At 68.9% G+C, this 26417-nt stretch carries 27 protein-coding genes and 6 tRNA genes; 21 read left to right on the forward strand and 12 right to left on the reverse strand.

Annotated elements, in window-relative coordinates:
* The first annotated feature begins 32 nt into the window (after positions 1-32).
* Positions 33-218, forward strand: a complete 186-nt coding sequence (locus G9U51_RS14230) for a hypothetical protein (RefSeq protein WP_166197666.1) — start codon at positions 33-35, stop codon at positions 216-218.
* Here the strand turns inward: G9U51_RS14230 and G9U51_RS14235 are convergent.
* Entirely contained in the window at positions 215-1282 is a 1068-nt protein-coding gene (locus G9U51_RS14235; RefSeq protein ID WP_407941447.1) for an ATP-dependent DNA ligase, read from the reverse strand. The two genes, G9U51_RS14230 and G9U51_RS14235, sit on opposite strands and share 4 nt — an antisense overlap.
* A 37-nt stretch (positions 1283-1319) precedes the next feature.
* On the opposite strand from G9U51_RS14235, the gene G9U51_RS14240 reads away from it, so the two are divergent.
* On the forward strand, positions 1320-2474 hold the full coding sequence (locus tag G9U51_RS14240; RefSeq protein WP_328823488.1) for an alpha/beta hydrolase family protein: 1155 nt from the start codon (positions 1320-1322) through the stop codon (positions 2472-2474).
* Between the two features lie 10 nt (positions 2475-2484).
* On the opposite strand, the gene G9U51_RS14245 is transcribed toward G9U51_RS14240, so the two are convergent.
* Positions 2485-3141 carry a dihydrofolate reductase family protein gene (locus G9U51_RS14245; RefSeq protein ID WP_166197670.1) on the reverse strand — a complete coding sequence of 219 codons (657 nt, stop codon included), beginning with the start codon at positions 3139-3141 and terminating at the stop codon, positions 2485-2487.
* A 31-nt stretch (positions 3142-3172) separates the two neighbouring features.
* Here G9U51_RS14245 and G9U51_RS14250 point away from each other — a divergent pair, with 31 nt between their 5' ends.
* Positions 3173-4039, forward strand: a complete 867-nt coding sequence (locus G9U51_RS14250) for a polyphosphate kinase 2 family protein (protein ID WP_166197672.1) — start codon at positions 3173-3175, stop codon at positions 4037-4039.
* A gap of 22 nt (positions 4040-4061) precedes the next feature.
* Here the strand turns inward: G9U51_RS14250 and glgX are convergent, their stop codons facing one another.
* Positions 4062-6191: a glycogen debranching protein GlgX gene (gene glgX / locus G9U51_RS14255; RefSeq protein ID WP_166197674.1), complete on the reverse strand. Its 2130-nt coding sequence runs from the start codon at positions 6189-6191 to the stop codon at positions 4062-4064.
* A 54-nt stretch (positions 6192-6245) separates the two neighbouring features.
* Between glgX and G9U51_RS14260 the strand changes: the two genes are divergently transcribed.
* The 5 genes from G9U51_RS14260 to G9U51_RS14280 all read left to right on the forward strand — a co-directional run bounded on the left by G9U51_RS14260 (position 6246) and on the right by G9U51_RS14280 (position 8769).
* The gene (locus tag G9U51_RS14260) at positions 6246-7385 is read left to right on the forward strand and encodes a YihY/virulence factor BrkB family protein (protein WP_328823489.1); all 1140 of its coding nucleotides are present in this window, start codon (positions 6246-6248) and stop codon (positions 7383-7385) included.
* 52 nt (positions 7386-7437) lie between these two features.
* A tRNA-Gly gene (locus G9U51_RS14265) sits at positions 7438-7510 on the forward strand.
* A gap of 26 nt (positions 7511-7536) precedes the next feature.
* Positions 7537-7610, forward strand: a tRNA-Cys gene (locus G9U51_RS14270).
* A 1-nt stretch (position 7611) separates the two neighbouring features.
* A tRNA-Val gene (locus G9U51_RS14275) sits at positions 7612-7686 on the forward strand.
* Positions 7687-7998: 312 nt separating this feature from the next.
* The gene (locus tag G9U51_RS14280) at positions 7999-8769 is read left to right on the forward strand and encodes a hypothetical protein (protein WP_166197544.1); all 771 of its coding nucleotides are present in this window, start codon (positions 7999-8001) and stop codon (positions 8767-8769) included.
* A 118-nt stretch (positions 8770-8887) separates the two neighbouring features.
* On the opposite strand, the gene G9U51_RS14285 is transcribed toward G9U51_RS14280, so the two are convergent.
* The gene (locus tag G9U51_RS14285) at positions 8888-9211 is read right to left on the reverse strand and encodes a hypothetical protein (protein ID WP_166197676.1); all 324 of its coding nucleotides are present in this window, start codon (positions 9209-9211) and stop codon (positions 8888-8890) included.
* On the opposite strand from G9U51_RS14285, the gene G9U51_RS14290 reads away from it, so the two are divergent.
* A complete protein-coding gene (locus G9U51_RS14290) occupies positions 9198-9680 on the forward strand; it encodes a class F sortase (protein ID WP_166197678.1) in 483 nt (160 codons plus the stop codon). The two genes, G9U51_RS14285 and G9U51_RS14290, sit on opposite strands and share 14 nt — an antisense overlap.
* Positions 9681-9703: 23 nt before the next feature.
* On the opposite strand, the gene G9U51_RS14295 is transcribed toward G9U51_RS14290, so the two are convergent.
* The 6 genes from G9U51_RS14295 to pucL form a co-directional block, all read right to left on the reverse strand.
* Positions 9704-10384 (reverse strand): DUF1345 domain-containing protein, encoded by a 681-nt coding sequence (locus G9U51_RS14295; protein WP_207948337.1) that lies wholly within the window; start codon positions 10382-10384, stop codon positions 9704-9706.
* 25 nt (positions 10385-10409) lie between these two features.
* Complete coding sequence (locus tag G9U51_RS14300; protein ID WP_166197682.1) at positions 10410-11228, reverse strand: hypothetical protein; 819 nt, start codon at positions 11226-11228, stop codon at positions 10410-10412.
* 47 nt (positions 11229-11275) lie between these two features.
* Positions 11276-13093, reverse strand: coding sequence for a glyoxylate carboligase (gene gcl, locus G9U51_RS14305; RefSeq protein WP_166197684.1), 1818 nt, complete (start codon positions 13091-13093; stop codon positions 11276-11278).
* Complete coding sequence (locus G9U51_RS14310) at positions 13093-13995, reverse strand: 2-hydroxy-3-oxopropionate reductase (protein WP_166197687.1); 903 nt, start codon at positions 13993-13995, stop codon at positions 13093-13095. The genes gcl and G9U51_RS14310 overlap by 1 nt, the downstream gene beginning before the upstream one ends.
* A gap of 32 nt (positions 13996-14027) precedes the next feature.
* A complete protein-coding gene (locus G9U51_RS14315; protein ID WP_166197689.1) occupies positions 14028-14807 on the reverse strand; it encodes a hydroxypyruvate isomerase family protein in 780 nt (259 codons plus the stop codon).
* A gap of 391 nt (positions 14808-15198) precedes the next feature.
* Positions 15199-16077 carry a factor-independent urate hydroxylase gene (gene pucL / locus G9U51_RS14320; protein ID WP_166197691.1) on the reverse strand — a complete coding sequence of 293 codons (879 nt, stop codon included), beginning with the start codon at positions 16075-16077 and terminating at the stop codon, positions 15199-15201.
* A gap of 167 nt (positions 16078-16244) precedes the next feature.
* Here pucL and G9U51_RS14325 point away from each other — a divergent pair.
* The 6 genes from G9U51_RS14325 to G9U51_RS14350 all read left to right on the forward strand — a co-directional run bounded on the left by G9U51_RS14325 (position 16245) and on the right by G9U51_RS14350 (position 18565).
* Positions 16245-16320 (forward strand) — tRNA-Gly (locus G9U51_RS14325).
* 11 nt (positions 16321-16331) lie between these two features.
* Positions 16332-16406, forward strand: a tRNA-Val gene (locus G9U51_RS14330).
* 68 nt (positions 16407-16474) lie between these two features.
* On the forward strand, positions 16475-17302 hold the full coding sequence (locus G9U51_RS14335) for an aminotransferase class IV (RefSeq protein WP_171715575.1): 828 nt from the start codon (positions 16475-16477) through the stop codon (positions 17300-17302).
* A 3-nt stretch (positions 17303-17305) separates the two neighbouring features.
* The gene (locus G9U51_RS14340; RefSeq protein WP_328823490.1) at positions 17306-17773 is read left to right on the forward strand and encodes a TIGR02611 family protein; all 468 of its coding nucleotides are present in this window, start codon (positions 17306-17308) and stop codon (positions 17771-17773) included.
* A 77-nt stretch (positions 17774-17850) separates the two neighbouring features.
* Positions 17851-17924, forward strand: a tRNA-Val gene (locus G9U51_RS14345).
* 137 nt (positions 17925-18061) lie between these two features.
* Positions 18062-18565, forward strand: a complete 504-nt coding sequence (locus G9U51_RS14350; protein WP_166197693.1) for a hypothetical protein — start codon at positions 18062-18064, stop codon at positions 18563-18565.
* A 474-nt stretch (positions 18566-19039) separates the two neighbouring features.
* Here the strand turns inward: G9U51_RS14350 and G9U51_RS14355 are convergent, their stop codons facing one another.
* A complete protein-coding gene (locus G9U51_RS14355) occupies positions 19040-19429 on the reverse strand; it encodes an MFS transporter (RefSeq protein WP_166197695.1) in 390 nt (129 codons plus the stop codon).
* Between G9U51_RS14355 and G9U51_RS14360 the strand changes: the two genes are divergently transcribed.
* The 6 genes from G9U51_RS14360 to G9U51_RS14385 are packed head-to-tail and all read left to right on the forward strand — an operon-like array spanning position 19413 to position 24823.
* Positions 19413-19739: a sugar ABC transporter permease gene (locus tag G9U51_RS14360; RefSeq protein ID WP_166197697.1), complete on the forward strand. Its 327-nt coding sequence runs from the start codon at positions 19413-19415 to the stop codon at positions 19737-19739. The two genes, G9U51_RS14355 and G9U51_RS14360, sit on opposite strands and share 17 nt — an antisense overlap.
* Positions 19736-20635: a carbohydrate ABC transporter permease gene (locus G9U51_RS14365; RefSeq protein WP_166197699.1), complete on the forward strand. Its 900-nt coding sequence runs from the start codon at positions 19736-19738 to the stop codon at positions 20633-20635. The genes G9U51_RS14360 and G9U51_RS14365 overlap by 4 nt, the downstream gene beginning before the upstream one ends.
* The gene (locus tag G9U51_RS14370) at positions 20632-21810 is read left to right on the forward strand and encodes a Gfo/Idh/MocA family protein (protein ID WP_166197701.1); all 1179 of its coding nucleotides are present in this window, start codon (positions 20632-20634) and stop codon (positions 21808-21810) included. The genes G9U51_RS14365 and G9U51_RS14370 overlap by 4 nt, the downstream gene beginning before the upstream one ends.
* A gap of 46 nt (positions 21811-21856) precedes the next feature.
* On the forward strand, positions 21857-22828 hold the full coding sequence (locus tag G9U51_RS14375; RefSeq protein WP_166197703.1) for a glycoside hydrolase family 130 protein: 972 nt from the start codon (positions 21857-21859) through the stop codon (positions 22826-22828).
* Positions 22825-24594 carry a twin-arginine translocation signal domain-containing protein gene (locus G9U51_RS14380; protein ID WP_166197705.1) on the forward strand — a complete coding sequence of 590 codons (1770 nt, stop codon included), beginning with the start codon at positions 22825-22827 and terminating at the stop codon, positions 24592-24594. Before G9U51_RS14375 ends, G9U51_RS14380 begins: the two co-directional genes overlap by 4 nt.
* A gap of 34 nt (positions 24595-24628) precedes the next feature.
* Positions 24629-24823: a hypothetical protein gene (locus tag G9U51_RS14385; protein ID WP_166197707.1), complete on the forward strand. Its 195-nt coding sequence runs from the start codon at positions 24629-24631 to the stop codon at positions 24821-24823.
* Between the two features lie 12 nt (positions 24824-24835).
* Here G9U51_RS14385 and G9U51_RS14390 read toward each other — a convergent pair whose 3' ends face one another.
* On the reverse strand, positions 24836-26389 hold the full coding sequence (locus G9U51_RS14390; protein ID WP_166197709.1) for an alkaline phosphatase D family protein: 1554 nt from the start codon (positions 26387-26389) through the stop codon (positions 24836-24838).
* Positions 26390-26417: the final 28 nt, after the last annotated feature.

Below are 26417 nucleotides of genomic sequence, written 5' to 3' on the forward strand. Positions count from 1 at the left end.
CACTGTTAGCAGGGCGGAGAAAGTTGGGGGACATGACGGGGATCCTGATGTCGAGCAGAAGCGTCCGTTCGCTCATCATCGAGCTGGCGGCGACCGAGGACGAGTTGCGCACCTTGCGCTTCGCCGAGCAGACACCGGCCTGCCGGTCGCGCCGCCGAGAGCTCATCCGCGAGCAGGGTGCTCTGGTCGCAGCGCTGCGCCAACAGCACGTCCGCTAACTCTCGTCGGCGAGCACCTGCCCCAGGTCGTATGCCGGGGCCCGCTCGACCTGATCGAGCGTGCACGAGCTCGGCTCCCGATCCGGTCGCCAGCGCAGGAAGCCCACGCCATGCCGGAAGCGCGCGCCCTCGAGCTGGTCGAATTTCACCTCGACGACGCGCTCGGGCCGCAACCGCACGAAGGACACATCCTTGTTGCTGCTGAACCGCGACCGGTCGGTCTCACCGCGCACCGCACCACCCTCGTCGTCCCGGACCACCAGGTCGGCGAGTTCGTCGATGAGTTCCTCGCGCCGCTTGGCGGTGAACGCCAGGATCCCGCCGACATTGCGCAGGTGACCCTCGTCGTCATACAGCCCGAGCAGGAGAGAGCCAACTCCCTTGCCGCTCTTATGGATTCGGTATCCGATGAGCACCGCCTCGGCGGTCCGGGAGTGCTTGATCTTCAGCATCGTCCGCTTGCCCGGGCTGTATGCCGACCGCCTCGCCTTGGCGATCACCCCGTCCAGCCCCGCGCCCTCGAAGCGTTCGAACCAGTCGGTGGCCTCGGCGGCGTCGTCGGTGACGCGGGTGATGTGGAAGGGCGAGCCGGACGGCATACCGGACAGGCTGCGCAGCAGCTGCGCGCGACGCTCCTCGAAGGGTGAGTCCAGCAGCGACTCGCCACCGGTCCACAGGGCGTCGAAGAAGATGATCTCGGCCGGTGTCTCGACCGACAGTTTGGCGACCCGCGAGGCAGCCGGGTGGATGCGCTGCCCGAGCGCCTCCCAATCCAGCCGCTGGGCTCCCGGCTCACCGGAGCGCACGACGACTTCGCCGTCGTAGGCGCACTGCGCGGGCAGGAACTCGAGCGCCGCCTCGACCAGCTCGGGGAAATAGCGGGTGAGCGGCTTGGACCCGCGGGAGGCGATCTCGACGTCGTCGCCGTCCTTGAGCAGGATGCAGCGGAAGCCGTCCCACTTCGGCTCGTAGAGATAGCCGCCCTCGACGGCGTCGGCGGCCGGCACGCTCGGCGTGGCCTTGGCGAGCATGGGGGTCAGCGGAGTGGCAAACGGGAACGGCATGCCCGCCATTGTGCTGCCTGTCTGCGACGATGGAGACGTGCGCGCGCGACATCTGCTGACGGCGGCGGCGACCGCCGGGTCCGGGGCCATCGCCGGGAGCATCGGTGCGGTGGGTGTGGCCGCCTACTTCGCCCGCCGCGTCGTCACCCCGGAGCCGCCGGCGGACGACACGACGGTGCGGTCGTTCACCGATCTGACCGTCACCCTCGCCGCCGACGCCGCCACCACCGCCCCCGGGCGTTATGGCCTGTGGGCCACCGGCGGCAGTGCGCACGTGCGGCTGGGCGAGGTGATGAGTGTCGAGCGCAAGGAGGTCACCCGCGAGCTGCTCGGCGTCGACTTCGGCGAGTTGTCGGTCGGCCCCGCGCGCTTCAACGGGTATTTCTATGCCGGGCCGCCCGCGCAGTCGCTCGGCGTGCAACTCGCCGACGTCGTGGTCGATGGTCCGCTCGGAGGTATGCCGGCCTGGGAGTCGCGCGTCCTGGACTCGCGTCGTTGGGCGGTGCTCGTGCACGGACGCGGCGCACATCGGGCCGAATGCCTGCGCGCGGTCGAGGTCCTCGACGCCCTCGGCATCAACACCCTCACGGTCAGTTACCGCAACGACCCCGGCTGCCCCGCGGCCCCGGACGGGCTCTACAACCTCGGTCTATCGGAATGGCAGGACGTCGATGCGGCGATCGCCTATGCCGAGGCGCACGGAGCCGAAGACGTCCAGCTCTTCGGCTGGTCGATGGGTGGGGCGACCGTGCTGCAGACGGCCGATCGGTCGCCGCGCGCCGCGCTCGTCTCCCGGCTGGTGCTCGACGCTCCGGTCGTTGACTGGGGCAATGTGCTGGCCTTCCAGGCCGGGCTGAACCACCTGCCGCCACCGATCGGCCGGGTCGGTCAGAAGCTGCTGAGCAGCCGCCGCCTGCACCGGCGCGCCGTCGGCCTCGGCGAACCGCTGGACCTGGCCCGCGCCGACTGGGTGACCCGGGCCGACGATCTCACCAAGCCGGTGCTGCTCATCCATTCCCGCGACGACGACTTCGTGCCCTTCGGGCCGTCGCAGGATCTCGCCCACGAGCGCCCTGACCTGGTGCGGCTGGAAGCCTTCGATCTGGCCGGCCACTGTCGCGAGTGGAATGTCGACAGCGAGCGGTGGGAGCGGTTGGTCCGGGCGTTCTGCGCGCCCCAGCTCGTGCCCTGAGCCTCGCGGGTCAGGTCCGCTCGACCGACCAGCGGGCGATCAGCGTGCCGTCCTCCTCGATCAGTGACTCCAGCCGCAGTGGGGTGGGCTGCCACTGCTGCGCGGTGACGAAACGCGGACCATCGCCGAGCACCAGCAGGGGAGAGGTGGTCAAGCAGATCTCGTCGACGAGCCCGGCCTCGAGCAACGCCCGCGCGATCGTCGGGCCACCCTCGCACAGGATGTGCCGGTAGTCGCGATCGTGCAGTATGCCGACCGCCTCGCCGACCGTGTCGGTGTCGATCACGAAGACGTCTGCGCGGCCGTGGGTGTCCATGCCCGCGGGCAGCGTCCCGGTGCGGGACAACACGGCCATCGCCGGGTCTGCCGGGCGGCCCGCGCGCAGGGCTTGCCAGCGAGCGGGAGTCCGCGGGGCGTCATACCGCTCGGCCACGACGGTGCCGCTGCCGATGACGATGACATCGGCCCACGCGCGCAACAGGTCGAAGACGAGATGGTCGGCGTCGGTGTTGATCGAGCCGGACAAACCGTCGGGCCCCTGCGCCGAACCGTCAACGGTGGTCACGAAATTCAGCCGCAGGAGCGGCTGGTCGGCGGGCACGGCGGCATACAGCTGGAGCAGGTCCGCGTCGGTGAGAGGGCGGCTTCGCGGGAGCAGTTCACGCATGTCCGCCATCCTTGCGTGAGACCATCGGTCAATGGCGAAGAAGAAGCGCAGCAAGAACGATCTCGCGGCCAAGATCAGCGAGAAGCTCCGGGTGACAGAGGGATTCGAGCTCAGCAAGCTGGCGACCGACGCCACCCCGGGGTTCAAGGGCAAGAAGGCCGATGCCGAGAAGGTCATGGCCGACCAACGGGCAGAGATCGATGACCTGCAGGAGCGGCTCTACGCCAACGGGCGCGACGGCGATGGTCCCTCGATCCTGCTCGTCGTGCAGGGGATGGACACCTCCGGCAAGGGCGGCATCATGCGTCATGTCGTGGGTTCGGTTGACCCACAAGGGATTTCGCTGCATGCCTTCAAGGCACCGACCGCGGAGGAGAAGCGTCGCCCCTTCCTGTGGCGCATCCGCCAACAGTTGCCCAAGCCGGGCATGATCGGCGTCTTCGACCGTTCGCACTACGAGGACGTGCTCATCGTGCGGGTGCACAATCTCGTGCCGCCGACGACGTGGCGGCGTCGCTACGGGCAGATCAACGCCTTCGAGCAGAGCGTCACCGACGCCGGCACACACGTGGTCAAGGTGATGCTGCACATCTCCTCCGATGAGCAGCGCGCGCGGCTGTCCGAGCGGCTCGCCCGTCCGGACAAATACTGGAAGTACAACCCGGGCGATGTGACCGAGCGCGAGTTCTGGGACGGCTACCTGGAGGCCTATCAAGCGGTGCTCGACCGCACCTCCACCGACGAAGCTCCCTGGTATGTCGTGCCCGCGGACCGCAAGTGGTACGCCCGGCTCGCGGTGCAGCAGATCCTGCTGAATGAACTGCGCTCGCTGCAGTTGGACTGGCCGCCGGCCGATTTCGATGTGAAGGCCGAACAGAAGCGCGTCGCCGCGACCTGAGCGGCCGCGGCGACTGCCGCGCTCAGCCGCGCGGGGCGCGCAGCACCTGGATCGAGCGGCCGGCCACCTCGATCTGGTCACCGGCTGCGTGGCGATCCGGCGATTCGCCGACCGTCGCCGTCGTGGTGTCGAGCCGGGTGGCCCACTCGCGCCCCTCCAGGTCGGGCACGGTGAAGGTCATCGCCTCGTCCCCACCGTTGAACAACAACAGGAAGTGGTCGTCCACCACCGGCCGGCCGTGCGCGTCCGGACCCTCGATCAGGTCGCCGTTGAGAAACACCATGAGCGAGCGGGCCAGGCCGTTGGCCCAGTCGAGTTCGCCCATCGGCGTGCCCGTCGGCAGATACCACTCGATGTCGCCATTGCCGGTGCCACCGTGTTGCGCGTCGCCGACGAAGAACCGGCGGCGCCGGAAGGTCGGGTGGGCGCTGCGCAGGGCGATGACCTGCTGGGTGAAGGCGAGCAGGTCGCGGTCGTCCTGGGACAGATCCCAGTCGATCCACGAGATCTCGTTGTCCTGGCAGTAGACATTGTTGTTGCCGCCCTGCGTGCGGCCGAGCTCGTCACCATGCGCCAGCATCGGCACGCCCTGGCTGAGCAGCAGCGTGGTGATGAAGTTGCGCTGCTGCTGCAGCCGCAAGGTCTGAATCGCCGGGTCGTCGGTGGGACCCTCCACCCCGCAGTTCCACGAGCGGTTGTAGCTCTCGCCGTCGTTGCCGCCCTCGCCGTTGGCCTCGTTGTGTTTCTCGTTGTAGGACACCAGATCGCGCAGGGTGAACCCGTCGTGCGCGACCACGAAGTTGATCGAGGCGATCGGGCGTCGGCCGGAGTGGGCGTAGAGGTCGCTGGATCCGGTGAGCCGGGAGGCGAATTCCCCGAGGGTCGCCGGTTGACCGCGCCAGAAGTCGCGCACGGTGTCGCGGTATTTGCCGTTCCACTCGGTCCACAGCGGCGGGAAGTTGCCGACCTGGTAGCCGCCGTCGCCGAGATCCCAGGGCTCGGCGATCAGCTTGACCTGCGACACGATCGGGTCCTGCTGAATCAGGTCGAAGAAGGCCGAGAGCCGGTCGACCTCGTGGAACTGCCGCGCCAGCGTCGCGGCCAGATCGAACCGGAAACCGTCGACGTGCATTTCGGTGACCCAGTAGCGCAGCGAGTCCATGATCAGCTGCAGCACGTGCGGGCTGCGCATCAGCAGGCTGTTCCCGGTGCCGGTCGTGTCGTAGTAGTGGCTGCGGTCGTCATCCACCAGCCGGTAGTAGGACGCGTTGTCCAAGCCGCGGAAGGCGAGCGTCGGGCCGAGCTCGTTGCCCTCGGCGGTGTGGTTGTAGACCACATCGAGGATCACCTCGATCCCGGCGGCGTGCAGCGCCTTGACCATCGCCTTGAACTCGGTCACCTGCTGGCCGTCGGTGCCGGAGGCGCTATAGGCATTGTGCGGGGCGAGGAAGCCGATGGTGTTGTAACCCCAGTAGTTCGACAGGCCCTTGTCGACCAGCGTGGTGTCCTGGACGAACTGGTGCACCGGCAGCAGTTCGACCGCCGTCACTCCCAGCTCGCGCAGGTGCCGGATGACGGCCGGGTGCGCCACGCCGGCATACGTCCCGCGGATCTCCTCGGGCACGTCCGGGTGGGTCATCGTGAGGCCCTTGACGTGCGTCTCGTAGATGACGCTCTCGTGGTACTCGTGCCGCGGCGGCCGGTCGTGACCCCAGTCGAAGAAGGGGTTGACGACGACCGACAGCATCGTGTGGCCCAGCGAGTCGGCGTCGTTGAACGCCGTCGGGTCATCGAAGCGATACGAGAACAGCGACTCGTCGCCGTCGATCTGCCCGTCGAACGCCTTGGCATAGGGGTCGAGCAGCAGCTTGGCCGGATTGCACCGGTGGCCGTTCGCCGGATCGAAGGGACCCTCGATGCGGTAGCCGTAGCGTTGTCCGGGCTGTATGCCGGGCAGGTAGCCGTGCCACACATGGCCGTCCACCTCGGTCAGCGGGACCCGGGTCTCACGCAGCGGTCCGCCCTCACTGGCCGGCGGGTCGATGAGGCACAACTGCACCCCGGTGGCTACCTCGGAGAAGATCGCGAAGTTCACGCCGGTGCCGTCATAGGTGGCACCCAGGGGATAGGGGTGGCCGGGCCAGATGTCCATGGCACGCCATTGTGGTGCACGGGTCTGGATGGTCTGACCACTACCGTGGTGCCAGTGAGCGAAGGCACAGCACCCGACCGGGCGTCCGGCGGTCCCGGTCGGCCCGGTGTGAAGCCGTGGCTGAAGCAGGTGCTCTCCCGCGTGCCCGGCGCCGTCGCGCTCGCCCGGCTCATCGTCACCACGGTGCGCATCTGCCTGCAATATCGCGTCACCGGTCTGGCCGCCGAGGCCGGCTTCTTCGCCCTGTTGTCCTTCCCGCCCTTGGTGTTCGGGCTGCTCGGTGGCGTCGGCTATCTCGGCGGCTGGCTCGGCCCGAACACGGTCAACCGGGTCACCGAGGCGATCGAGAACTATGCCGCGAAGTTCCTCACCGAGGAGTCGCTGCGCGAGGTGCTGCTGCCGACGATCACCGACGCCTTGCACGGCGGTCGGCCCGACGTCATCTCGATCGGTTTCGTGCTGTCGCTGTGGTCAGGATCACGTGCGCTCAACGTGCTGCTCGACACGATCTCGATCATGTACGGCCAGGGCGGCAAGCGCGGCATCGTGCGCACCCGGGTGCTGAGCCTCAGCCTCTACATCATGTCGCTGCTCTTCGGAGCGATCGTGTTGCCGTTGATCGTCATCGGCCCCCAGTTGCTCAGCGAGTGGCTGCCCGGCGGCTTGCAGGCGCTGATGTTGCTCTACTGGCCCCTCGTCGGCGGCCTCACCATCCTGGGTATGGCGACCTTGTTCTACATCGCCACTCCTGTGCGCACCCCGTGGGTGCGTGACCTGCCCGGTGCCGTGCTGACCCTCGCGGTGTGGGTGCTGAGCTCGATGGTGCTGCGCTGGGTGCTCGGCAATTCGGTGGGCGGCACGAGCATCTACGGCCCGCTCGCCGCCACGATCGTGGTGCTCATCTGGTTGTACTTCATCGGCATCGCGGTGCTGATCGGCGCTTCGCTGAACGCCGCGGTGAACCGGCTGTGGCCGATGGATCAGAAGATCCCCGTGCGCGAGCGGGCGAAAGACCTGCTCGTCTCCGGCGTGCAGCTGACGCGTCGCCGCGGCCGGGAGGACGACGAGCCGGCCGGGGTCGCGGAGGAGGACGACGAGCCCCTCGAGGACGACGATCCATCGCGCTCGGACGACCCGCCAGACCACCTCGCCGCCCGGCGGGACACGCCCGACCCCTCGATTGGAGTCGCGTGATCGGCATGGGTTAGTCTCATGCATCGCACGGGCGCCGGAAGGTCCCGCGCAGGCGGACATAGCTCAGTTGGTAGAGCGCAACCTTGCCAAGGTTGAGGTCGCCGGTTCGAGCCCGGTTGTCCGCTCTGGTCTTGCCCCAGGTGAGGCCTTCGGTGGCGTGGCCGAGAGGCGAGGCAACGGCCTGCAAAGCCGTCTACACGGGTTCAAATCCCGTCGCCACCTCCACGGGCGATTGGCGCAGCGGTAGCGCGCTTCCCTGACACGGAAGAGGTCACTGGTTCAAACCCAGTATCGCCCACCAGCAGCTGCGTCACCACGCGGCGTCGCGACCCTCCTGCGACCTTTCCTGCCCGGCGCGTTCGTCCGGGTGAAGCGGCACCTTCGACGGTCGTCCAATTAATGCACCGCTGGGGCGTGTCTGAAAGAAGTAAAGGGCTGGTCAGCAGAAGGTATACAGATCGCATTTTTTGGGGCAGGCTGAGCGTCACCTGGCAACGCAGTCGCGGGGGTGGCTCACGGCTGGACACCGTTGCGGGGAACTCGGGGGAGACGCCGGCAAAGGTCGGTGTCGAGTTCAGTTGGCATCCGATCGGGTGCCACAGGGGAGGTAGGAATGCAGACCAGATCCACATCCGACCGCCGTCTTTGGGTGGTCCTGATCGCGCTGGTGGCAGCAGCCATGGCGCTCCTCGGCGTCAACATGTCGTCCGCTGCCGCAGCGCCGGGCAACAACGGCACCGTCAAGGTCAATGGCGAGGACATCACCTCGCCCAAAGACAACGTCCCGCACGTGGGCTGCAACTTCTCGGTCGAGTGGTACGGCTTCGACGGCACGACCGTCACCTCGGATGTGACCTTCGAGATCCAGTCGCCGAGCGACGGTTCCATCAACGTCACTGGCGACCAGAGCCCGAGCTTCAAGGGAGGCCCGGGTCTCAACCACCGCGAGGACTACACCCTCTCGTTCACCGGTGACCCGAACTCTCAGCAGGGTTACCACGTCAAGGTCACGGTCTCGACCAATGACTCCAACGGCAACATGACCAAGTCCAAGGTCTTCTGGGTGAGCGGCTGCGGCCCGACGTCGACGACGACGTCCACGCCGACCGGCACGTCCACGCCGACGGGCACCTCGACGCCGACTCCGACGACGACCGGTCCGACGAGCTCGACGTCGACCTCGACCTGGACCTCGAGCACGACTGGTGCGGTTCCGCCGCCCAGCACCGGCCCTGGTGGAGGCATCCCGACTGAGGTGCAGACCGATGGACCGCCTCCGTCGTCCCCGCTGTCCGCGATGGGCATCGTTGCCGGTCTGTTGCTGATCATCGGCGGCGGCACTGCGACGGTTCTCGCCGGACGGGTGCGCCGCGGCCGGTACTGATCCGATCAGGTAGGTCACCGGTGCCGAAGCACGCACCACGCCATCGCCCCGGCCGTCCACGCCACCCGTGGGCGACCGGGGCGATGGTCCTCGGCCTCGGATTGGCCGGGACGGGGGTCTACATCGCAGCCGACGGTTTCGACGGGCACACGCCTTGGTCGTCCAATGCTGCGGTCGCGGCCTCCACCCCGGCCAGTCCCAGCACCGCCTCGAGTTCGTCCGGCTCGAGGAGCGCGTCGTCGGCTGCGCCGACGACCTCGACGGGCTCGAGTTCGTCCGCGGCGTCGTCGTCGACCTCGTCGAAGACTGCCCGGTCCTCGACGTCCTCCAAAGCCTCGCCGTCGAAGTCCTCGAAGTCCTCGACGTCCGCCAGCTCGACCAGCTCGTCGTCCTCGTCGGTCCGCCCGAAGAGCGGCGGCGGGGGTGCGGTGCGCGCCGGCAAGGGCGGCACTCCCGTGCAGATCGCGGTCACCCGGGGTGGGCGGTCCCTGGTGTCCGCCACGGTGATTCCGGTCCAGGCTCCCAACGGCGTGCTCAACCCGCCGAAGGGCGTGGTCGGGTGGTATGCCGCCCCGGGCTGGCCCACGCCGGGCACGACCAGCACGAACAACTCGGTGCTGGCCGGACACGTGAGTTGGGGCGATCAGCCGGACACCTTCGCGGCGCTGGCGTCGGTGCGCCCCGGTGACCTCGTCACGGTGACGGACGCGAGCGGCGGCGCCACGCAGTTCACGGTCAGCCGGGGGCCGGTCTCCATCGGCAAGACCCAGATCGCCGCCCAGCAGAACCGCTGGATCTGGCAGTCGGCGAACCCAGGCAAGGTGCTGTCGCTCATCACCTGTGACTCGACCTCGGGCCGACGGGCCGACGGTCACCTGCGGGGCAATGTGGTCGTCCAGGCGCGCGCCTAGGGGACCGACAGCGGCATACCGGATCAGCCGGAGACGGCGGAGACCAGGGCGGCGACCGTCACCGTGTTGAAGACGAACGCGATGACGGCGTTGAAGGAGACGGTCTGGCGCATGTCGGTGGACTGCACCGTGACGTCGGTCGTGCCGAAGGTCGTCATGACCGACACAGCGAAGTAGATGTAATCGGCCCACCGCGGACGGGCATCGTCGGGGAAGGCGAGCGCCGTGCCGTCCTCGAGGATGTTGTCTGCGTGGAAGGTGACCGCGAACGACACCAGCACCGACAGCCAGGCGATCGCCACCAAGGCGACGCCCACGGCCACGCGCGGGTGTCCCTGCAGCGCGGGGGAGTTGTTCGCCGGCAGCCAGAGCACGGCGACGATCAGCGCGACCGTGGCGATGAACAGCGAGGCGCCCGGTCCGGGAGCGGTGCCGAGGACATAGCGCTGCAGCACCGTGCCGCGGCTGTCGCGCTCCGCCCAGGCACGGATCTCGGATTCGGTGGCGGCGGAGAAGGCCAGCAGCGTGATCGCCAGATAGACCACCAGGTGGACCAGCAGCGCGACCACCGAGATGTCGGCCGCGGTCATTGCTGTGAACGGGCCGCGGACCGTGATCAGCGCGAGCGCGGTGAGCCCGGCGGCCAGGATGCCCGCTCCGGAGCGGCGACGTTCGGGCAGCCAGACACGGGGGGATGGGGGCACGAGGTTTTCCTTCGGCAGCGAGTGGTCAGTGATCGAGGTCGAGGGGCCCGGGCTTGTCGGCCCACTGACCGCTATAGCGCCGTAGCGCCCGCAAGGCATTGGTGTCGGAGGTCGTCGCTGCGGTGCGGGCCCGGCGCAGGTGACCGACCGAGGCGTCCACGACACTCGCCGCGTCCTCGCGCGGAGTCGTCCCGTCCGGGCCGGGCAGGTCGGCGAGGTCGGCGGGCACGCGGTCCAGGTGCCGATAGGCATCCCGTATGGCGGCCGCCGCCTGCCGCGCCGCCTCCTGGTCGCGCACCGGCAGGTGGTTGACCCGACCGGCCAGGTCGATCACGACCCTGGCGTCTTCCTCCCGGCCGCTTCGGTGCAGCAGATTGGCGGCGTCCTGCAACTCCTCATGTGGGGTCCGGGCGCGCGGCGGTTGCTGGGGCGCGTGCAGCAACTGGTCGGCCACGCCGGACAGATGGCGCAGCCGGCGCAGGTCACGGTTGCGCAGCGCCTCGGCGAAGTCGTCGGCGAGTCGCTGGGCGCCCGCGGTCTGGTAGCTGAGGGCGGTCGCCACGTCTCGGGCGCCGCGCAGCAGCTGCGAGACATGGGCCTGGTCCTCCGCGAGCAGCACACCGCGTGGTGCCACCCGGGCGGCGACATTGGCCCATTCGACCGGCGCCGACGTGCGGGTCGGCGTGCGCCACTGGGTGGCGACCACGCGATAGCTGACCGGTGCACCGCTCCACAGGTAGCGCACCCGGATGGTCCCGAACGGCACCGTGACCCGTGGCCCGGGCGTGACCATGATCGACTGCACCCGTGGCGGCGGCGCGGGCTGCGGGTTTCGGCGTGCCATAGACCCATAGTCTCTCGCGCCGCCCGCCCGTGCGGGTGAGGCGGCCCTCAGGGCGCGGCCGTCGCCTCCAGGGCCGTGGTGCCCATCGGCTCCATCAGCGCGATCGCGGTCGGCGCGTCCTGGGCCGAGGTGGCCAGTGCCTCGAACTCGTTGACCGCATCGAGCCCGGCGGCGCCCATGGAGATATTGGTGATCTTCTCCAGGATGACCTCGACGACCACGGGCACCCGATGCTCGCGGGCGAGGCGCTGCGCATCGCGGAACGCGTCGGCGAGATCGTCAGGCTCGTGCACGCGAATCGCCTTGCAGCCCAAGCCTTCCACCACCTTGACGTGGTCGACGCCATATCCCTCGGTGTCCGGGGAGTTGATGTTGTCGAAGCCGAGCGACACGTGGTAGGCCATGTCGAAACCGCGCTGCGCCTGCCGGATCAGCCCGAGATAGCTGTTGTTGACCAGCACGTGCACGTAGGGGATGTTGAACTGCGCCCCGACCGCCAGCTCCTCGATGAGGAACTGGAAGTCGTAGTCGCCCGACAACGCCACCACCGGGGCCTCGGGCCGCGCCGTCGCCACACCGAGCGCTGCTGGCAGCGTCCAGCCGAGCGGGCCGGCCTGGCCGCAGTTGATCCAGTGCCGCGGCTTGAAGACGTGCAGCAGTTGCGCACCGGCGATCTGCGACAGCCCGATCGTCGAGACGTAGACGGTGTCCGGACCGAACGCGCGGTTCATCTCCTCGTAGACGCGCTGCGGTTTGATCGGCACCTGGGTGAAGTGGGTCTTGCGCTGCAGGGTCGCCTTGCGCTGCTGGCACTCCTTGGCCCAGACGCCCCGGTCGGTCAGCTCGTGCCGGTCGCGGCGCTCCCGGGCCACGGCGAGCAGGGCATCCAGGGCTGCACCGGCGTCGGACACGACGCCGTAGTCCGGCGCGAACACCCGCCCGATCTGGGTGGGTTCGATGTCGATATGCACGAAGGTGCGCCCGGCCGTGTAGACCTCCAAGGAGCCGGTATGCCGATTCGCCCACCGGTTGCCGATCCCCAGCACGAAGTCGCTCGCCAGGAAGGTTTCGTTGCCGTAGCGGTGCGAGGTCTGGATGCCCACCATGCCGGCGTGCAGCGGGTGGTCGTCCGGGATCACGCCCCAGCCCATCAGGGTCGGCACGACCGGCACACCGAGCAACTCGGCGAGCTCGACCAGCGCGTCGGCGGCGTCGGCGTTGATGATGCCGCCACCGGCGACAATCAGCGGTCGCTCGGCGGCAGCCAGCAGGTCGAGCACCTTGGCCGCCTGGGCCGGCGACATCGCCGGCCGGGCGACCGGAAGCGGGTCGTAGGTGTCGATGTCGAACTCGATCTCGGTGAGCTGCACGTCGATCGGCATGTCGACCAGCACCGGGCCGCGGCGGCCTTCGCGCATCAGCCAGAAGGCCTTCTGCAAGGTGCCGGGCACCTGCGCCGCTTCCTTGACGGTCACCGCCCATTTGGCGACCGGCGCGGCGATCGCGGCGATGTCGACCGCCTGGAAGTCCTCCTTGTCGAGCTTGGTGATCGGCGCCTGGCCGGTGATGCACAAGATCGGGATCGAGTCGGCGGAGGCGGAGTACAGACCGGTGATCATGTCGGTGCCGGCGGGGCCGCTGGTGCCGAGGCAGACGCCGATATTGCCGGGTGCTGCGCGCGTGAAGCCCTCGGCCATATGCGAGGCCGCTTCCACATGCCGCGCGAGGACGTGCGAGATCCCGCCGTGGTCGCGCATCGCGGCATACAGGGGGTTGATCGCGGCACCGGGCAGGCCGAAGGCCTGCGTCGCGCCTTCCTTCGCCAGGATCAGGACGGCCGCGTCGACCGCCCGCATCCGCGCCATCAGTCCGTGTCCTTGGTGCGGCCGGACAGCTGCTCGACGAGCAGCAGCAGCGCGGAGTGGTCGAGGTCGCCGTGGCCGAGCTGACGCAGCGAGCCCATCAGCTGCGCGGTCACCGCACCGAGGGGTATGGCGACGCCCGCCTCGCGCGCGGCCGAGGTGACGATGCCCATGTCCTTGTGGTGCAGGTCGACCCGGAAGCCGGGGTTGAACTCGCGCGCGACCATGGAGGCCGCCTTGTTGTCCAGGATCCGGTTGCCGGCGAGGCCGCCGGCGAGCACCTTGATGGCGGCGTCGGTGTCGACGCCATACGCCTCGAGGAAGACCAACGCCTCGGCGACCAGCTCGATGGTGCCGGCGACGATGAGCTGGTTGGCGGCCTTGACCGTCTGGCCGGACCCGCTGGGGCCGACGTGGACGACGGTGCCACCGACGGCGTCGAGCACCGGCTTGGCGCGCTCGAAGGCGGCGGGCTCGCCACCGACCATGATCGACAAGGTGGCTTCGATGGCGCCCTTCTCGCCGCCGGAGACCGGAGCATCGAGCGCCTCGAGACCGGCGTCGGTCGCCTGCTTGGCCACCTCGACGGCGACATCGGGTCGGATCGAGGAGGTGTCGATCCACAGGGCGCCCTTTGTGGCGTGGGCGATCAGGCCGTCCTCGCCGAGCGCGACGGTCTCGACGTCGGGGGAGTCGGGCACCATCGTGATGATCACGTCGGCGTCCTTGACCGCGTCGGCGATGCTGTCGGCTCCCTTGCCGCCGGCGTCCACGAGCTGCTGCACCTTGTCGGCGTGCAGGTTGTAACCGGTGACCGAGTAGCCGGCCTTGACGAGGTTGGCGGCCATCGGGCCGCCCATGATGCCGAGTCCGATGACGGCGATGCTGGGCTTGGAGTCAGCCATGGTGATGTCCTTTCGAAGAGGGTCGAGGGGCTTCAGAAGCGCTGCAGCCAGGCGAAGGGGTCGGCGCTCTCGTCCTTGTACTCGAGGCCGACCGGGCCGGCATACCCGAGCTCCTCGGTGCGCGAAATCCACTGGGAGAGAGGCAGATTGCCGGTGCCGGGTGCACCGCGTCCGGGGTTGTCGGCGATCTGCACGTGACCGAAAGCAGGAGCGTGCTGCTCGATGACCGCGGCAACGTCGTCGCCGTTGACCGACAGGTGGTAGAAGTCCGCGAGCAGTCGCACGCGGTCGGTGCCGAGGGAGTCGATGACCGCGAGGGCGTCGGCGGCCGTCGCGAGCGGGTAGTCCGGCGCGCCCGATACCGGCTCGAGCAACACGGTGCCGTCGACCGCCGAGACCGCTTCGGCCGCGGCCCGCAGGTTGCGGGCGGCTTCGGCCTCGGCGGCCGACCGGTCTGCGTCGGGCGGAACCAGCCCGTAGAGGGCGTTGAAGCAGCGGGTGCCGAGCCGCTCGGCGATGGACACGACGACCGGGAGGTTGGCGCGGAACTCGCCGCCCCGGGCGGGGTCGGACAGCACGCCGCGCTCACCGGCCGGCATGTCACCGGCGAAGAAGTTGAGGCCGGTCAGCTGCACGTCCGCCTGCTCGATGGCGGCGCAGAAGGCGTCCACCTCCGCGGAAGCGGGGGTCGGGCCGGCGAAGGGCCACCAGAACTCCACGGCGTCGAAACCGGCGGCCTTGGCGGCGGCCGGTCGCTCGAGCAGTGGGCGGTCGGTCAGCAGGATCGAGCAGTTCACGGTCCAGCGCGTCATTCGCGACTCCCTTGACTTTCGCAGTGCGGAAACCACTTCTTGCGGTACGAAAGGACGGTAGGACGTGGGCGAGGCTGCGTCAACCCTTGCCGTACCGAAATGTGGAAGCTAAAGTCCGAGATACGGAATGCGCTGGAGCGTTCCCGTTGCGCAACCGGTCCCACTGGTCGCTCAGTCCCGCCGCGGTTCTCACCATCGGTGGGTCGGGGCCGGCGCGCAGCGGCCCCCACCTCGGCGGCCCGTCCTGAACGGTCGTCTCGCTGGTCGTCTCGTGCGGTCGTCCCGGCGGCTCGCCGAGGTGGGTGGCCTCGCGTATGCCGTCGCCTGCTCGCGGGCAGACAAAGCGGCCGCCCGCCGCGCAAGGTGCGGCGGGCGGCATACGGGAGAAAGATCAGCAGAAGCCGGCGATGCCCGTCCACGCGTCCGCCGAGGCGGATGAGCCCTCGCGCGCGAAGGTGGCCTCGATCAGGCCGTACGGGCGGTCGGCGGCATAGAAGACGACGCCGGGGTTGTCCAGCCCGCAGAACGCCAGGTCGGACAGGAAGTGGTGCTTGTTGGGGCAGGAGAAGCGGATCTGCTCGACCTGCGGGTGGTTGTCGAGCACGGCCGAGGCCATCTGGAAGAGCGTCTCCTGCAGTGCCTTGGAGTATTCCTTGCCGAAGCCGTCGAGGATCGTTGCCTTGACCGCGTCGTAGAGCGCGTCGAAGTCCAGGTCGGTGCCGGTGTAGACCCAGCGCGTCGCGATGTCGGTGGCCAGGATGCGGTCGTCGGTCTCCTGCAGCGTCGTGTACTTGTCCTTGGGGTAGCCCGCGAAGCCGGACGCCGTCGTCTTCATCACGGTCAGTCCGTAGAACCCGCTGATCATCGTGTCCCGGTCACCGTCGCGCACGAGCACCGCGGTGCGCGTCTCGGGCGCGGAGCGGACGAAGGTGTGGTCGTGGTCATTGATCCGCGACCAGCCGAATTCCTCTGCGGCCCAACGGCCCCCGGTCACCCAGTCGAAGGAGGACGTGAAGTGATCGGCGAGCTTCAGCAGGAAGGCCTCGGGTGAGGTGATCTCCTCTCGAGCGAAGGCGAAGATCGTGTTCTTCTGGGTGTCGGTCGCAACGACATGGGAGTTGTCGCCCTCGTAGTGCGCGGCGTCGAAGTCGCCGCGCAGCTGCGAGGTGACATTGAGGTCGATGATGTCGTGCCGGTCGGTGTCGCGGCTGACCCGGACAACCCGGTTCTCCGCCTTGCCGTACTGGTTGTCGGTGAGCACCGTGGTCATGGAAGAACACTCCTCGGGTCGATTCCGTATGTTGAAAACAAGATTCCACAAGAGTGTGGGCCGGGTCACCGGCGCTGTCAAGGGTGGCCGCCCTGGGGCCGAATGGAATCGGGCGCGGCGGTGAGCTATGGTTTACCCCGCTGCGCGCCCGTGAGGCGGACAGCAAGGCGGACATAGCTCAGTTGGTAGAGCGCAACCTTGCCAAGGTTGAGGTCGCCGGTTCGAGCCCGGTTGTCCGCTCCATGCTCGACCATGGGCGATTGGCGCAGCGGTAGCGCGCTTCCCTGACACGGAAGAGGTCACTGGTTCAAACCCAGTATCGCCCACCATGGTGCGAAGGCCGCCGGAGTTTCCGGCGGCCTTCGCTGTTGGCGGGAGACTGCCTAGGCTGGCCGGTATGGCGGACATTCGGGTCTGGGTCGACGGCGAGCTGGTGGGTGATCGGCCGAGCATCAGCGCGCTCGACCACGGCGTGACGGTGGGTGATGGCGTCTTCGAGACCTGCAAGGTCGTCGATGGCGAAGTGTTCGCGCTGCAGCGACATCACGACCGGCTGGACCGGTCGCTCAAGGGTCTGGGGTTGCCCACCGCCGACCGCGATCTGCTCGACCAGGGGATCGCGGCCGTGCTCGCGGACGGCCTGGACTTCGGTCGGGTGCGCTATTCGGTGACCGCCGGTGCGGGTCCGCTCGGCTCGGAACGGCTGGACGATCGGCTGACCTACATCGTGCTCGCCGGGCCGGTGCCCCGGCCGCCCGCGACCACCGCGATCTGCACCGTGCCCTGGACCCGCAACGAACGGTCGGCGGTCGCGGGACTGAAGACGACGTCATACGCCGAAAACGTCGTGGCGCTCGCTCACGCGAAGGAACGCGGGGGCACGGAGGCGATCTTCGCCAACACCCGGGGTGAGCTGTGCGAGGGGACGGGCAGCAACATCTTCGTCGTGGTGGACGGCGAAATCCTTTCTCCGCCAGTCGAATCCGGCCTGCTGCCGGGCATCACGCGCGACCTGGTGCTCGAGTGGGGACGCGATGCCGGGCTGCCGGTGCGGGAGGCGACGATGCCGCTGGAGGTGCTGCAGTCCTGCGACGAGGTGTTCATTACCTCCTCGACGCGGGACGTCCAGGCGGTCTCGCGCGTTGATGATCGTGAGGTGCCGGCGCCGGGACCGTTGACCCGGCGGATGGCAGAGGTGTTCAAGGAGCGCGCAGCGGGGGAGTAGGACGTGTCGACGACGATGCCAGACCACACGCAGGACCAGTCGCAGGAGCGAGAGTCGCTGCGCCCGACCTCGCATCGGTGGGCGTGGCGGCGCAAGCTGCACGGGCACTTCCTGCCCAACCAGATCTATCGGATCGGTGTGGCGATCGTCGGCGCGGCGGTCACCATAGGTGGCCTGATCGCGGTGCCCGCGCCGGGGCCGGGCTGGCTGATCGTCTTCGTCGGTCTCGGCATCCTCGCGACCGAATTCGTCTGGGCCGCAAGGCTTTTGCGCTGGGGACGGGGCAAGCTGCACGCCTGGAACATGTGGCTGAAGCGGCAGCCATGGTGGGTGACCGGCCTGGTCGGGCTCGGCACCTTCGCGCTGGTGCTCGGCATCTTCTGGGTGATGCTCAGCCTCACCGGCGTGCCCGGCTTCGCGCCCGAGCCGGTGGCCGGCTGGCTGGACGCGGTGCCGGGCATCGACCGGTGAGCCGCCCCGATTGGTCCCGGCCGGGGTCGCTCGGCTAGCATCATCCCTCGCAGCGCCGCCCGTCGGCGCGGCCTCACGGACGTATAGCTCAGTTGGTTAGAGCGTTCGCTTCACACGCGAGAGGTCAGGGGTTCGAGTCCCTTTACGTCCACCCGGAATGACGCGGATATCTGAGGTTCGCAGCCCACCATTACCCACCTACCGCATGAGCCCGGCGACCCGTTCGAGCGCGCCGGTCAGATGGGCTGCGCGGGCGCCCTGTCGGTGCCGGCGGGTACACCTTGAAATATGAGAGCTGGCACAACGCAACAAGAGTGGCGTGACCTCAAGCGCGAGGTGCAGCGTGAGCGTCTAACGGACGGTGTCTGGGCGATCGCGCATAACTCGCGGGGATCGATCATCAACAAGGGCTTGTTGCTCGCCGCCGTCCTCGTGGTGCTCGACACTCTCCTCGTGTCGCACTACCAGCCGGCGACGGCACTGGCCCTCCTCCGGTCGACACCGCCCCTGACATTGCTCACTGGCGTCCTGCTCAACCTCGGACCCGTGCTGATAACAGCCGCGACCATCGCGTACCTGACACGTGGCGCCTCTGCGGTCGCCCAGGACCGCATCAGCACTGCGGTCAGCTGCTTCGGAGGCGCCGGGCTGCTGATGGTCCTTGCCTCGTACTTCGTGGATGGCGAAGCACTGGGAGCCCATGGGTGCTTCTACCATGCGCTGCAGCTATGGGCGTTGGCGGTTACCTGTTCGGGAAGGGCTCTGAGGACACCGCTGAGAGTGCGCCGCTGATGGCAACAGTCCTTGGCATCGCACTGTTCTCCTTTTACCTGTTGACGCACAACGTCGCACCCGTGCTCACGCGCCCGTACCTTCCCGCCGAGCGTATCGGGATCGTTGACACAGGCACGAGGCAGAGCACCTCGGAAGTCGGCTACGTCGTTGATCTAGACCGCAGTTGGTCGATGATCATGCGGGAAAAGGACCGCTCCATCATCTACGTACGCACCGCCGACCTAACGTCTCGCGAGACGTGCCTTTTGCCAAGCGACCGACCCCTGCGCCCTAGCAATCGCATCGAACTCCCCACCGCGGACGTGCCGACCTGCGGATGAGCCAGAACTTCGGCCAGGTCGGTGCTCCGGCGTGCGTCCGCGTGTGCGCACGAACGGTGCTGCAGATCTGCGGACGCACGGCGCTCGGTCGGGTGTGCGTCCGCGTGTGCGCACGAGCGGTGGTGCGGATCTGCGGACGCGAGGTGCGCGGTCAGGCCGTTGCTCCAGCGTGAGCCTTGGCGGTGTCCAGCTCGGCGGTGCACTTCGGCAGCCGGTCGGCGCGGCTGGCGACGACGGCGGTGAGCAGGGCCGCCCCCGCCATCGCGGCACCGGCCCAGAGGGTCGAGACATAGCCCAGCCCGGCACTGATCGTCAGGCCCCCGATCCACGCTCCCGTCGCATTGCCGACATTGAAGGCGGCGATGTTCGACCCGGAGGCGAGGGTCGGCGCGGCCCCGGCATACCTCATGATCCGCATCTGCAGCGCGGGCACCGCGCCGAAGGCGAAGGCTCCCATGGCGACGAGTGCGACCACGGCAGGCAGTCGCCACGGGGCGACGAGCGCGAAGGTGACCATCGCGAGCGTGAGCAGGCCGAGCATCGCCGCCAGCGTGCGGTCAAGGGAACGGTCGGCCGCCTTGCCGCCGGCCCAGTTGCCGACAAAAAGCCCGAGCCCGATGATCGGCTCACTGCAGAGCTACCAGCTGATCTACGTGCTCACCGGCCCGATCAACCCGGCCACCCAGGTGCTGTCGCTGGCGATCTTCACCCAGGGCTTCGGCGGTGCGCAGGGCGGCACGGCGCTGTCCCAGGGGTATGCCGCCGCGATCTCGATGGTGCAGTTCGTCATCGTGATGATCGTCTCCCTGCTGACGCTGGCCTACCTGCGCCGGAAGGAGACCGCGCTATGAGTCTGGTCAACAGCACACCGGTGCCGGACCTCGAGGCCGACGGTGGCGCCGCGCCGGTGCGATCGGCCGACCCCGGGAAGGGCCCGCGCCCGATCGGCAAGATCGTGCTCTACACGCTGATGGCGGTCGTGGTGCTGATCTACCTCTACCCGCTGCTGTTCCTGGTCAACACCGCCTTGAAGTCCAACAGCGAGTTCTTCTCCAACCCGACCGGGATCGTCAAACTCCCGCAGATCGGCAACTTCGCGACGGCCTGGGACCGGGGCAACTTCGCGGCATACATCGGCAACAGCGTGCTCTACACCTTCGCCGCCGCGGGCATCGGCACGGTCGTGTCCCTGCTGGTCGGCTTCCCGGTGGCGCGCGGCTACCTCAAGTACAACAAGCTGTGGAATGCCGTCTTCGCGGCCATGTTGTTCTTGCCCAACACCCTGGTGACGGTCTTCCAGCTGGCGCTGCGGCTCAATCTCTACGACACCCGGCTGGGTTACATCATCATCCTGGCCTCGGGCGTCGGCGTCGGTCCGCTGCTCATCACCGGCTACCTCAAGTCGGTGCCGCGCGAGCTCGACGAGGCCGCCGCATTGGACGGCGTCGGCTACCTGCGCTACCTGTTCACCTTCCTGCCGGCGCTGATCAAGCCGGTGCTCGCGACGGTGTTCATCCTGCAGGCGATCGGCGTCTGGAACGACATCATCCTGGCCACGATTCTGTTGCCGGACCAGGCGAAATCCCCGGTGACGCTGGGACTGTTTGCCTTCAAGGGCACCTACACCAGCCAGTGGAGCCTGCTGGCGGCTGCGACCCTGATCGTGGCGGCGCCACTGCTCGTGGTCTACGTCTTCCTGCAGCGCTTCCTCGTGGCGAGCGTCGTCGGCGGGTCGGTCAAGGGATGAGGACCCGCCTTGCCCTGGTGGGCGCGGGCAATTTCGGCCACTTCGTCGCCGGCGCCGCGGCTGCCGCAGCGGACGTCGAGCTGGTGGCCGTTGCCGACGCCGATCCCGCTGCAGCGCAACGGCTTTCACGGGCTGCGATAGCTCCCGCGCGGTCGGTCGAACAGCTGCTGGCGGACGAGGATGTCGACGCCGTCGCGATTGTGACTCCGCCGCACACCCACTTCGCTCTTGCTCAGCGTGCCTTGGCCGCGGGCAAGGACGTCTTCTGCGAAAAGCCCCTCGGCGGCAATCAGGTCGAGGCGAATGCGTTGCGGGACAACGCGATCGGCGCCGGCCGGGTGCTGGTCGTCGACCACGTGCTGCGCTACAACCCGTTGCTCGCCGCGGTGCGTGCGGTGCAGGACGAGCTCGGTCTGCGCCCGGTGCGCTTCCTCTTCGAGAACGACGCGGCCGATGAGAGCCTGCCCGCCGATCACTGGTTCTGGGATGAGCACGATTCGGGCGGCATCTTCATCGAGCACGGAGTGCACTTCTTCGACGCGGCCCGGATGTTCGTCGATGTCGCGCCGACGAGTGTGGTCGCCGCGGCCACGAGGCGCAGCGGGTGGCCCGCACCGGACCTGGTCTCGGCCACCGTGCTGCACGGCGATTGCCTTGCCACGCATACGCATTCGTTCACGCATGCCCATCGGGCGGAGCGGCAACTCATGCGCATCGACCTCGGCTCGGCAGAGGCGCGGATTGCCGGCTGGATCCCGGTGGAGGCCGAGCTCGACGTCTTCACCGACGAAGCGGGGGAGCGAGCTGTCCGCGTGTTGCTCAGCACGCCCGGCCTCCTCGACCTCCCGGGGCACGCAGCGCCACCGGACGCGGTCCGCATCACCTCCACCGACGGCGGTGCACCCGTGGCGCGCGGCCGGGGGGTGAGTTTCGCGGCCAGCCGGCGCGTCGGCATACGGCTCAGTCTCGGGGGAGAGCCCGCCAAACAGCAGGTGTATGCCGCGAGCGTCGCCGCGGCCTTGCAGGACCTGCATGCCTGCCGGGTGGGCCGGTCCCGAGCGCCTCGGTCCAACGCGACCACCGCGGCTGAGGCGGTTGCCCTCGCCGAGGCGGCCACCACGGCCGCCGTTGAGGGGCGGGCCGTCGAACTCGCGGCGTCCGCGCACCTTCTGTGACTGATCGACCCGACACCAGACCGCACCAGACGAAGGAATCCAGACGATGACCACCGGCCCCGTGACCTTCCCGCTCGGCCCGTTCACTCCGCACGACAAGAACCCGATCATGAGCCCGCAGGGCGACACCTGGGAGTCGGGCAGCGTCTACAACCCCGCGGCGATCGTCGTCGAGGACAAGGTCGCGCTGCTCTACCGCGCGCACGCCGACGACATCATCTCGCACGTCGGATTGGCTTGGAGCACAGACGGATTCACCTTCGAGCGGGAAGCCGAGCCGGTCTTGTCACCGAGCGAGGAGTACGACCGGTTCGGGTGTGAGGACCCGCGGGTCACCGAGATCGACGGCACCTACTACCTCACCTACACCGGCTGGGATCGCGAGCACGCGCTGCTGTGTCTTGCGACCTCCACCGATCTGCGGCAGTGGACCAAGCACGGCCCGCTTTTCCCCGACTTCGACACCTTCCAGCCCCAGGGCAACGACCGGCCCGGACCCTGGTCGAAGGCCGGCGGCATCCTGCCGGTCCAGGTGGACGGGAAGTGGTTGATGTATTTCGGCGAGGGCTCGATCTGGCTGGCGACCTCGACGGACCTGCTGCACTGGACCCCGGTCACGCCCGACAGTGAGCCACCGATCATGGCGCCGCGGCGGGGCACCTTCAGCGACTTCCTGGTCGAGGTCGGCCCGCAGCCGCTGGTGACCGACGACGGGCTGATCCTGTTGGTGCACAACGCCGCCACCAAGAACGCCGACGGCACGGTGCGCTATACCGCGGGCCAGCTGCTCATCGATCCGGCGCGTCCGACGGAGATCCTCGCCGAGCTCACCCGGCCGTGGATCGAGCCGACGACGTACGAGGACACCCATGGCCTCGTTTCCAATGTCACCTTCGTCGAGGGCCTGGTCTTCTTCCAGGACAGCTGGTTTGCCTACTACGGTCAGTCCGATTCGACGCTGGCCGTGGCGACCTTCACACCCGGCAAGGACCGCTGGTCGGAGGTGAGGGTGCCGTGATCAGCCGACGCCACCTGTTGCAGGGCACGGCCGTCGCCGCAGGGGCGGCGGTGACGACCTGGGGTGGCGTCGATGCTGCCCAGGCCGCTCCGGGCCGGCTGACCAACCTGGCACACCTGCGCTTCCTGCTCGACGAGGTGCCGCTGCGAGCGGATGCGGTGCACACCACCTGGCAGGTCGCGCAGCGCCCCGTTGCGCGCGCGCCGTGGACCTACGCCGACGCCTTGCCTGGCGGTGGCTGGAAGCGCGTCGGTGGCGGCAGCTACGACCCGGTGACCGGCCACTGGGGTCAGGGTGCCTACAACGCCGACGATATCGCCCGCGCTGCGGTTGTCTTCGTGCGCGATTGGGAGACAACGGGATCCGCGCAGAGCCGCAGCGATGCGGTCGAGCTGTTGCGCACCCTGACCTTCCTGCAGGACGCGTCCGGGCCCTACGCCGGACTGGTCGTGCTGTGGCTGCAGGCCGACGGCACGCTCACGCCGAGCGCGCAGCCGACCGAGTTGCCCGATCCGTCCGACAGCGACGAGTCCTATTGGGTCGCACGGCTGCTCTGGGCGCTGGGGGAGGCCTACGCCGCGTTCCGCACCAGAGATCCCGCCTTCGCCGGATTCCTGCGCGAACGATTCCTGCTCGCTCTCGGCGCGCTCGAGCAACGCTCCCTGTCGCGCTATGGCCGATGGGACATCGCCGACGACGTGCGCGTTCCCTCTTGGTTGATCCAGGACGGGGCCGACGCGACCGCCGAAGCCGTGCTCGGCCTGGCCGCCTTCGCCACCGTCGATCCGCAGCCGCGGGTCCGCACGGCCCTGTCGCAGTATGCCGAGGGTGTCGCTGCGATGGGCAGCGGTGGCACCGGCACCTGGCCGTTCGGCGCCGTGTTGCCGTGGACGCACTCGCAAAGCCTCTGGCACGCCTGGGGTGGTGAGGCACCGCAGGCGCTGTGCCGGGCCAGCGCGGTGCTCGGTGACGGCGGTCTGCGCCAGGCCGCCCTGGCCGATGTGGGGTCGTTCACCCCGGTGCTGCTCGCCTCCCGCGGTCCCTACAACGCCTGGTCGCCGATGCCGGGTGAGGCGCAGATCGCGTATGGCGCGGAGGGTCGCGTCAGTGGCTTGCTGGCGGCCGCCGACCTCACCGGGTCGGCGGGCTTCCTGCAACTCGGCGGCCTGGCCGGTGGCTGGTTCTTCGGCGCCAACCCGAGCGGGCGCCCGGCATACGACCCGGCGACCGGCGCAACGGTCGACGGCATCGAGTTCGACGGCCGGGTCAACCCCAACTCCGGCGCGGAATCCACCATCCACGGCCTGCTGGCCATGCTGGCCCTCGACGCGCACCCGACGGCGGCTGCACTGGCCCGGTCGATCACCGGCTACGACTGTGCGGGGGCTGCGGGTAGTGGAGGCGGAGTCCGGCGTGCTCGCCGGCGGCGCTCGCGTGGTCACGCCACCGTCGGCCTGGACGGGCGCGGCCAACTGGTCAGCGGGCGGGTATGTCGTTGTGCCACAAGGAGGTTCGGTGCGCGTGCCGGTCACCGGAGCCGATGGCGCGTTGGTGCATCCGGTGATCGAGCGGCAGGTCGGCGACCAGGGCACGAGCACCTACACCGCGATCGACGATCGCGGTCGGCACCACCTGCTCGGCACGCTCGCCAATGGTGGGCTGCGCCAGACCGGCGTGGTCGAGACCGACGGATTGTTGCGACCGTTCCCCCTCCCGACCCCACTGCCACCCGGCACAGTCGCGGTCGAGATCACCACGACCGGTGAGCTGCACCTGGACGCCCTGCTGATCGAGCCGGCCGTGCTCACCGCGCGCTATCACCGTGTGGCACAACGTGATGCGGTGCTGTATGTCAACGGCACGACCCGTACGAGGCAGACCGGGAGCCTGGCAGGAGGCAGCGGCCGTGCCTACACCGCCGATGGCGCGCAGCGGGGGTCGATCCGCGGACCCCAGGTCGTCGTGCCCGGCGGCGGTTTCGCGATCACGAGCTGACCACATGCCGGATCAGCGACGCTGGGGCTCCAGGTCCTGACTCCACAGCACCGCACCAGCGCTGTTGCGCAGGCTGGCGGTGAGGCGGCCGTCGTCGGCGATCGCGATGTGGCCGAAGAACTGGTTGCCGCCGCGCGGGGACTGGTTGGGATAGTCGGCGGTCTTTTGGAAGACGACCTTCGGGCCGAAGGTGGCGTCCAGGTCGTTGGGCCCGAAGCTGCCGGCGGCGATCGGGCCGGCGACGATCTCCCAGAAGGGGTCGAAGTCGGTAAACGCGGCCCGCTCGGGCGCGTAGTGGTGCGCCGCGCAGTAGTGCACGTCGGCGGTGATCCAGACGACATTGCGCACCCGGTTGCGCTTGAGGCCAGAGAGCACCCGGGCGATCTCGAGCTCCTTGCCCAGCGGCTTGCCCGGGTCGCGGTTGGACAGGCTCTCTTCGTTGACCGGGCCGTCGGCCACGACGAGGCCGAGCGGCAGGTCGGCGGAGATGACCTTCCAGGTAGCGGTGGACCGGCTCACCTCACGGATCAGCCAGTCGGCCTGCTCCTGGCCGAGGATGTGGGTGAGCTGCGGCTCGGTGCCCGCGGTGTTCGGGTCCTTGTAGCTGCGCATGTCGAGCAGGAAGACGTCGAGGTGCCGCCCGCGAGCGATCTTGCGGTAGATCCGCTCGGGTGCGAAGCCGTCAGTGGTCGTGCGGCGCACCGCGATCGGCATGTTCTCCTGCCAGGCCTGCCGCGCCCGGGCGGCAAGCACGTCCACCCGCCGCTCGGTGTACCGGTCGTCGGTGAGGATCTGCCCCGGATACCAGTTGTTGTGCGTCTCGTGGTCGTCCCACTGCGCGAGCACCGGGACCTCGGCATACATCGCGCGAATGTTCTGGTCCAGCTGGTTGTACCGGTGCCGGCCGCGGAACTCGGTCAGCGACTCGGCCACCTTGCTCACCTCGGGCGTGACGATATTGCGCCATACCTTCCCGTCCGGCTCGGTGACGGTGGCCTGCAGCGGGCCGTCGGCGTAGATCGTGTCGCCCGCGTGCACGAAGAAGTCCGGACGCGTCTGCGCCATCGCGCGGTAGCCGGTCATCCCGCCCAGGTCGGGGTTGATCCCCCAGCCCTGACCACAGGTGTCACCGGTCCACACGAAGCTGGTGCCCCGGCGCTGGTGCGAGGCGGTGCCGAACCGCGCGCGCTGCACCTCGCCGCGGTTGCCGTTCTCGTCCTCGAACCACAGCGCGGCGTCGTACTCCCGACCCGGCGTGAGCCCCTGCAGCGGCAGCCGCGCCGTCTGGTCGGTCGCGTCGGTCGCCAGGCCGCCGCGCAGCAGGCGGGTATGCCGACCGCTACTCACCTGGGCCATCAGCCGGCCGGGTCCGCTGGAGCGGGCCCACAGCACCCCTTCCTTGGTGGTGACGTCACCGGTCTGCACCCCGGAGGGCAAGGTCAGCCGGTCGGTGCGCACCAGGGCCGGCGCGGCGCTCGCGCGCGCACCACCGAGACTGCTCGTGGCCGCGGTGCCCGCCGCAACGGTGATGCCGGTCAGGAAGGCGCGTCGCCCCAGATTCGTCATAGCTTCGAGCCTTCTCCGCGAGCCTTGC

It is taken from the genome of Metallococcus carri, assembly GCF_011440275.1.
GTDB lineage: Bacteria > Actinomycetota > Actinomycetes > Actinomycetales > Dermatophilaceae > Metallococcus > Metallococcus carri.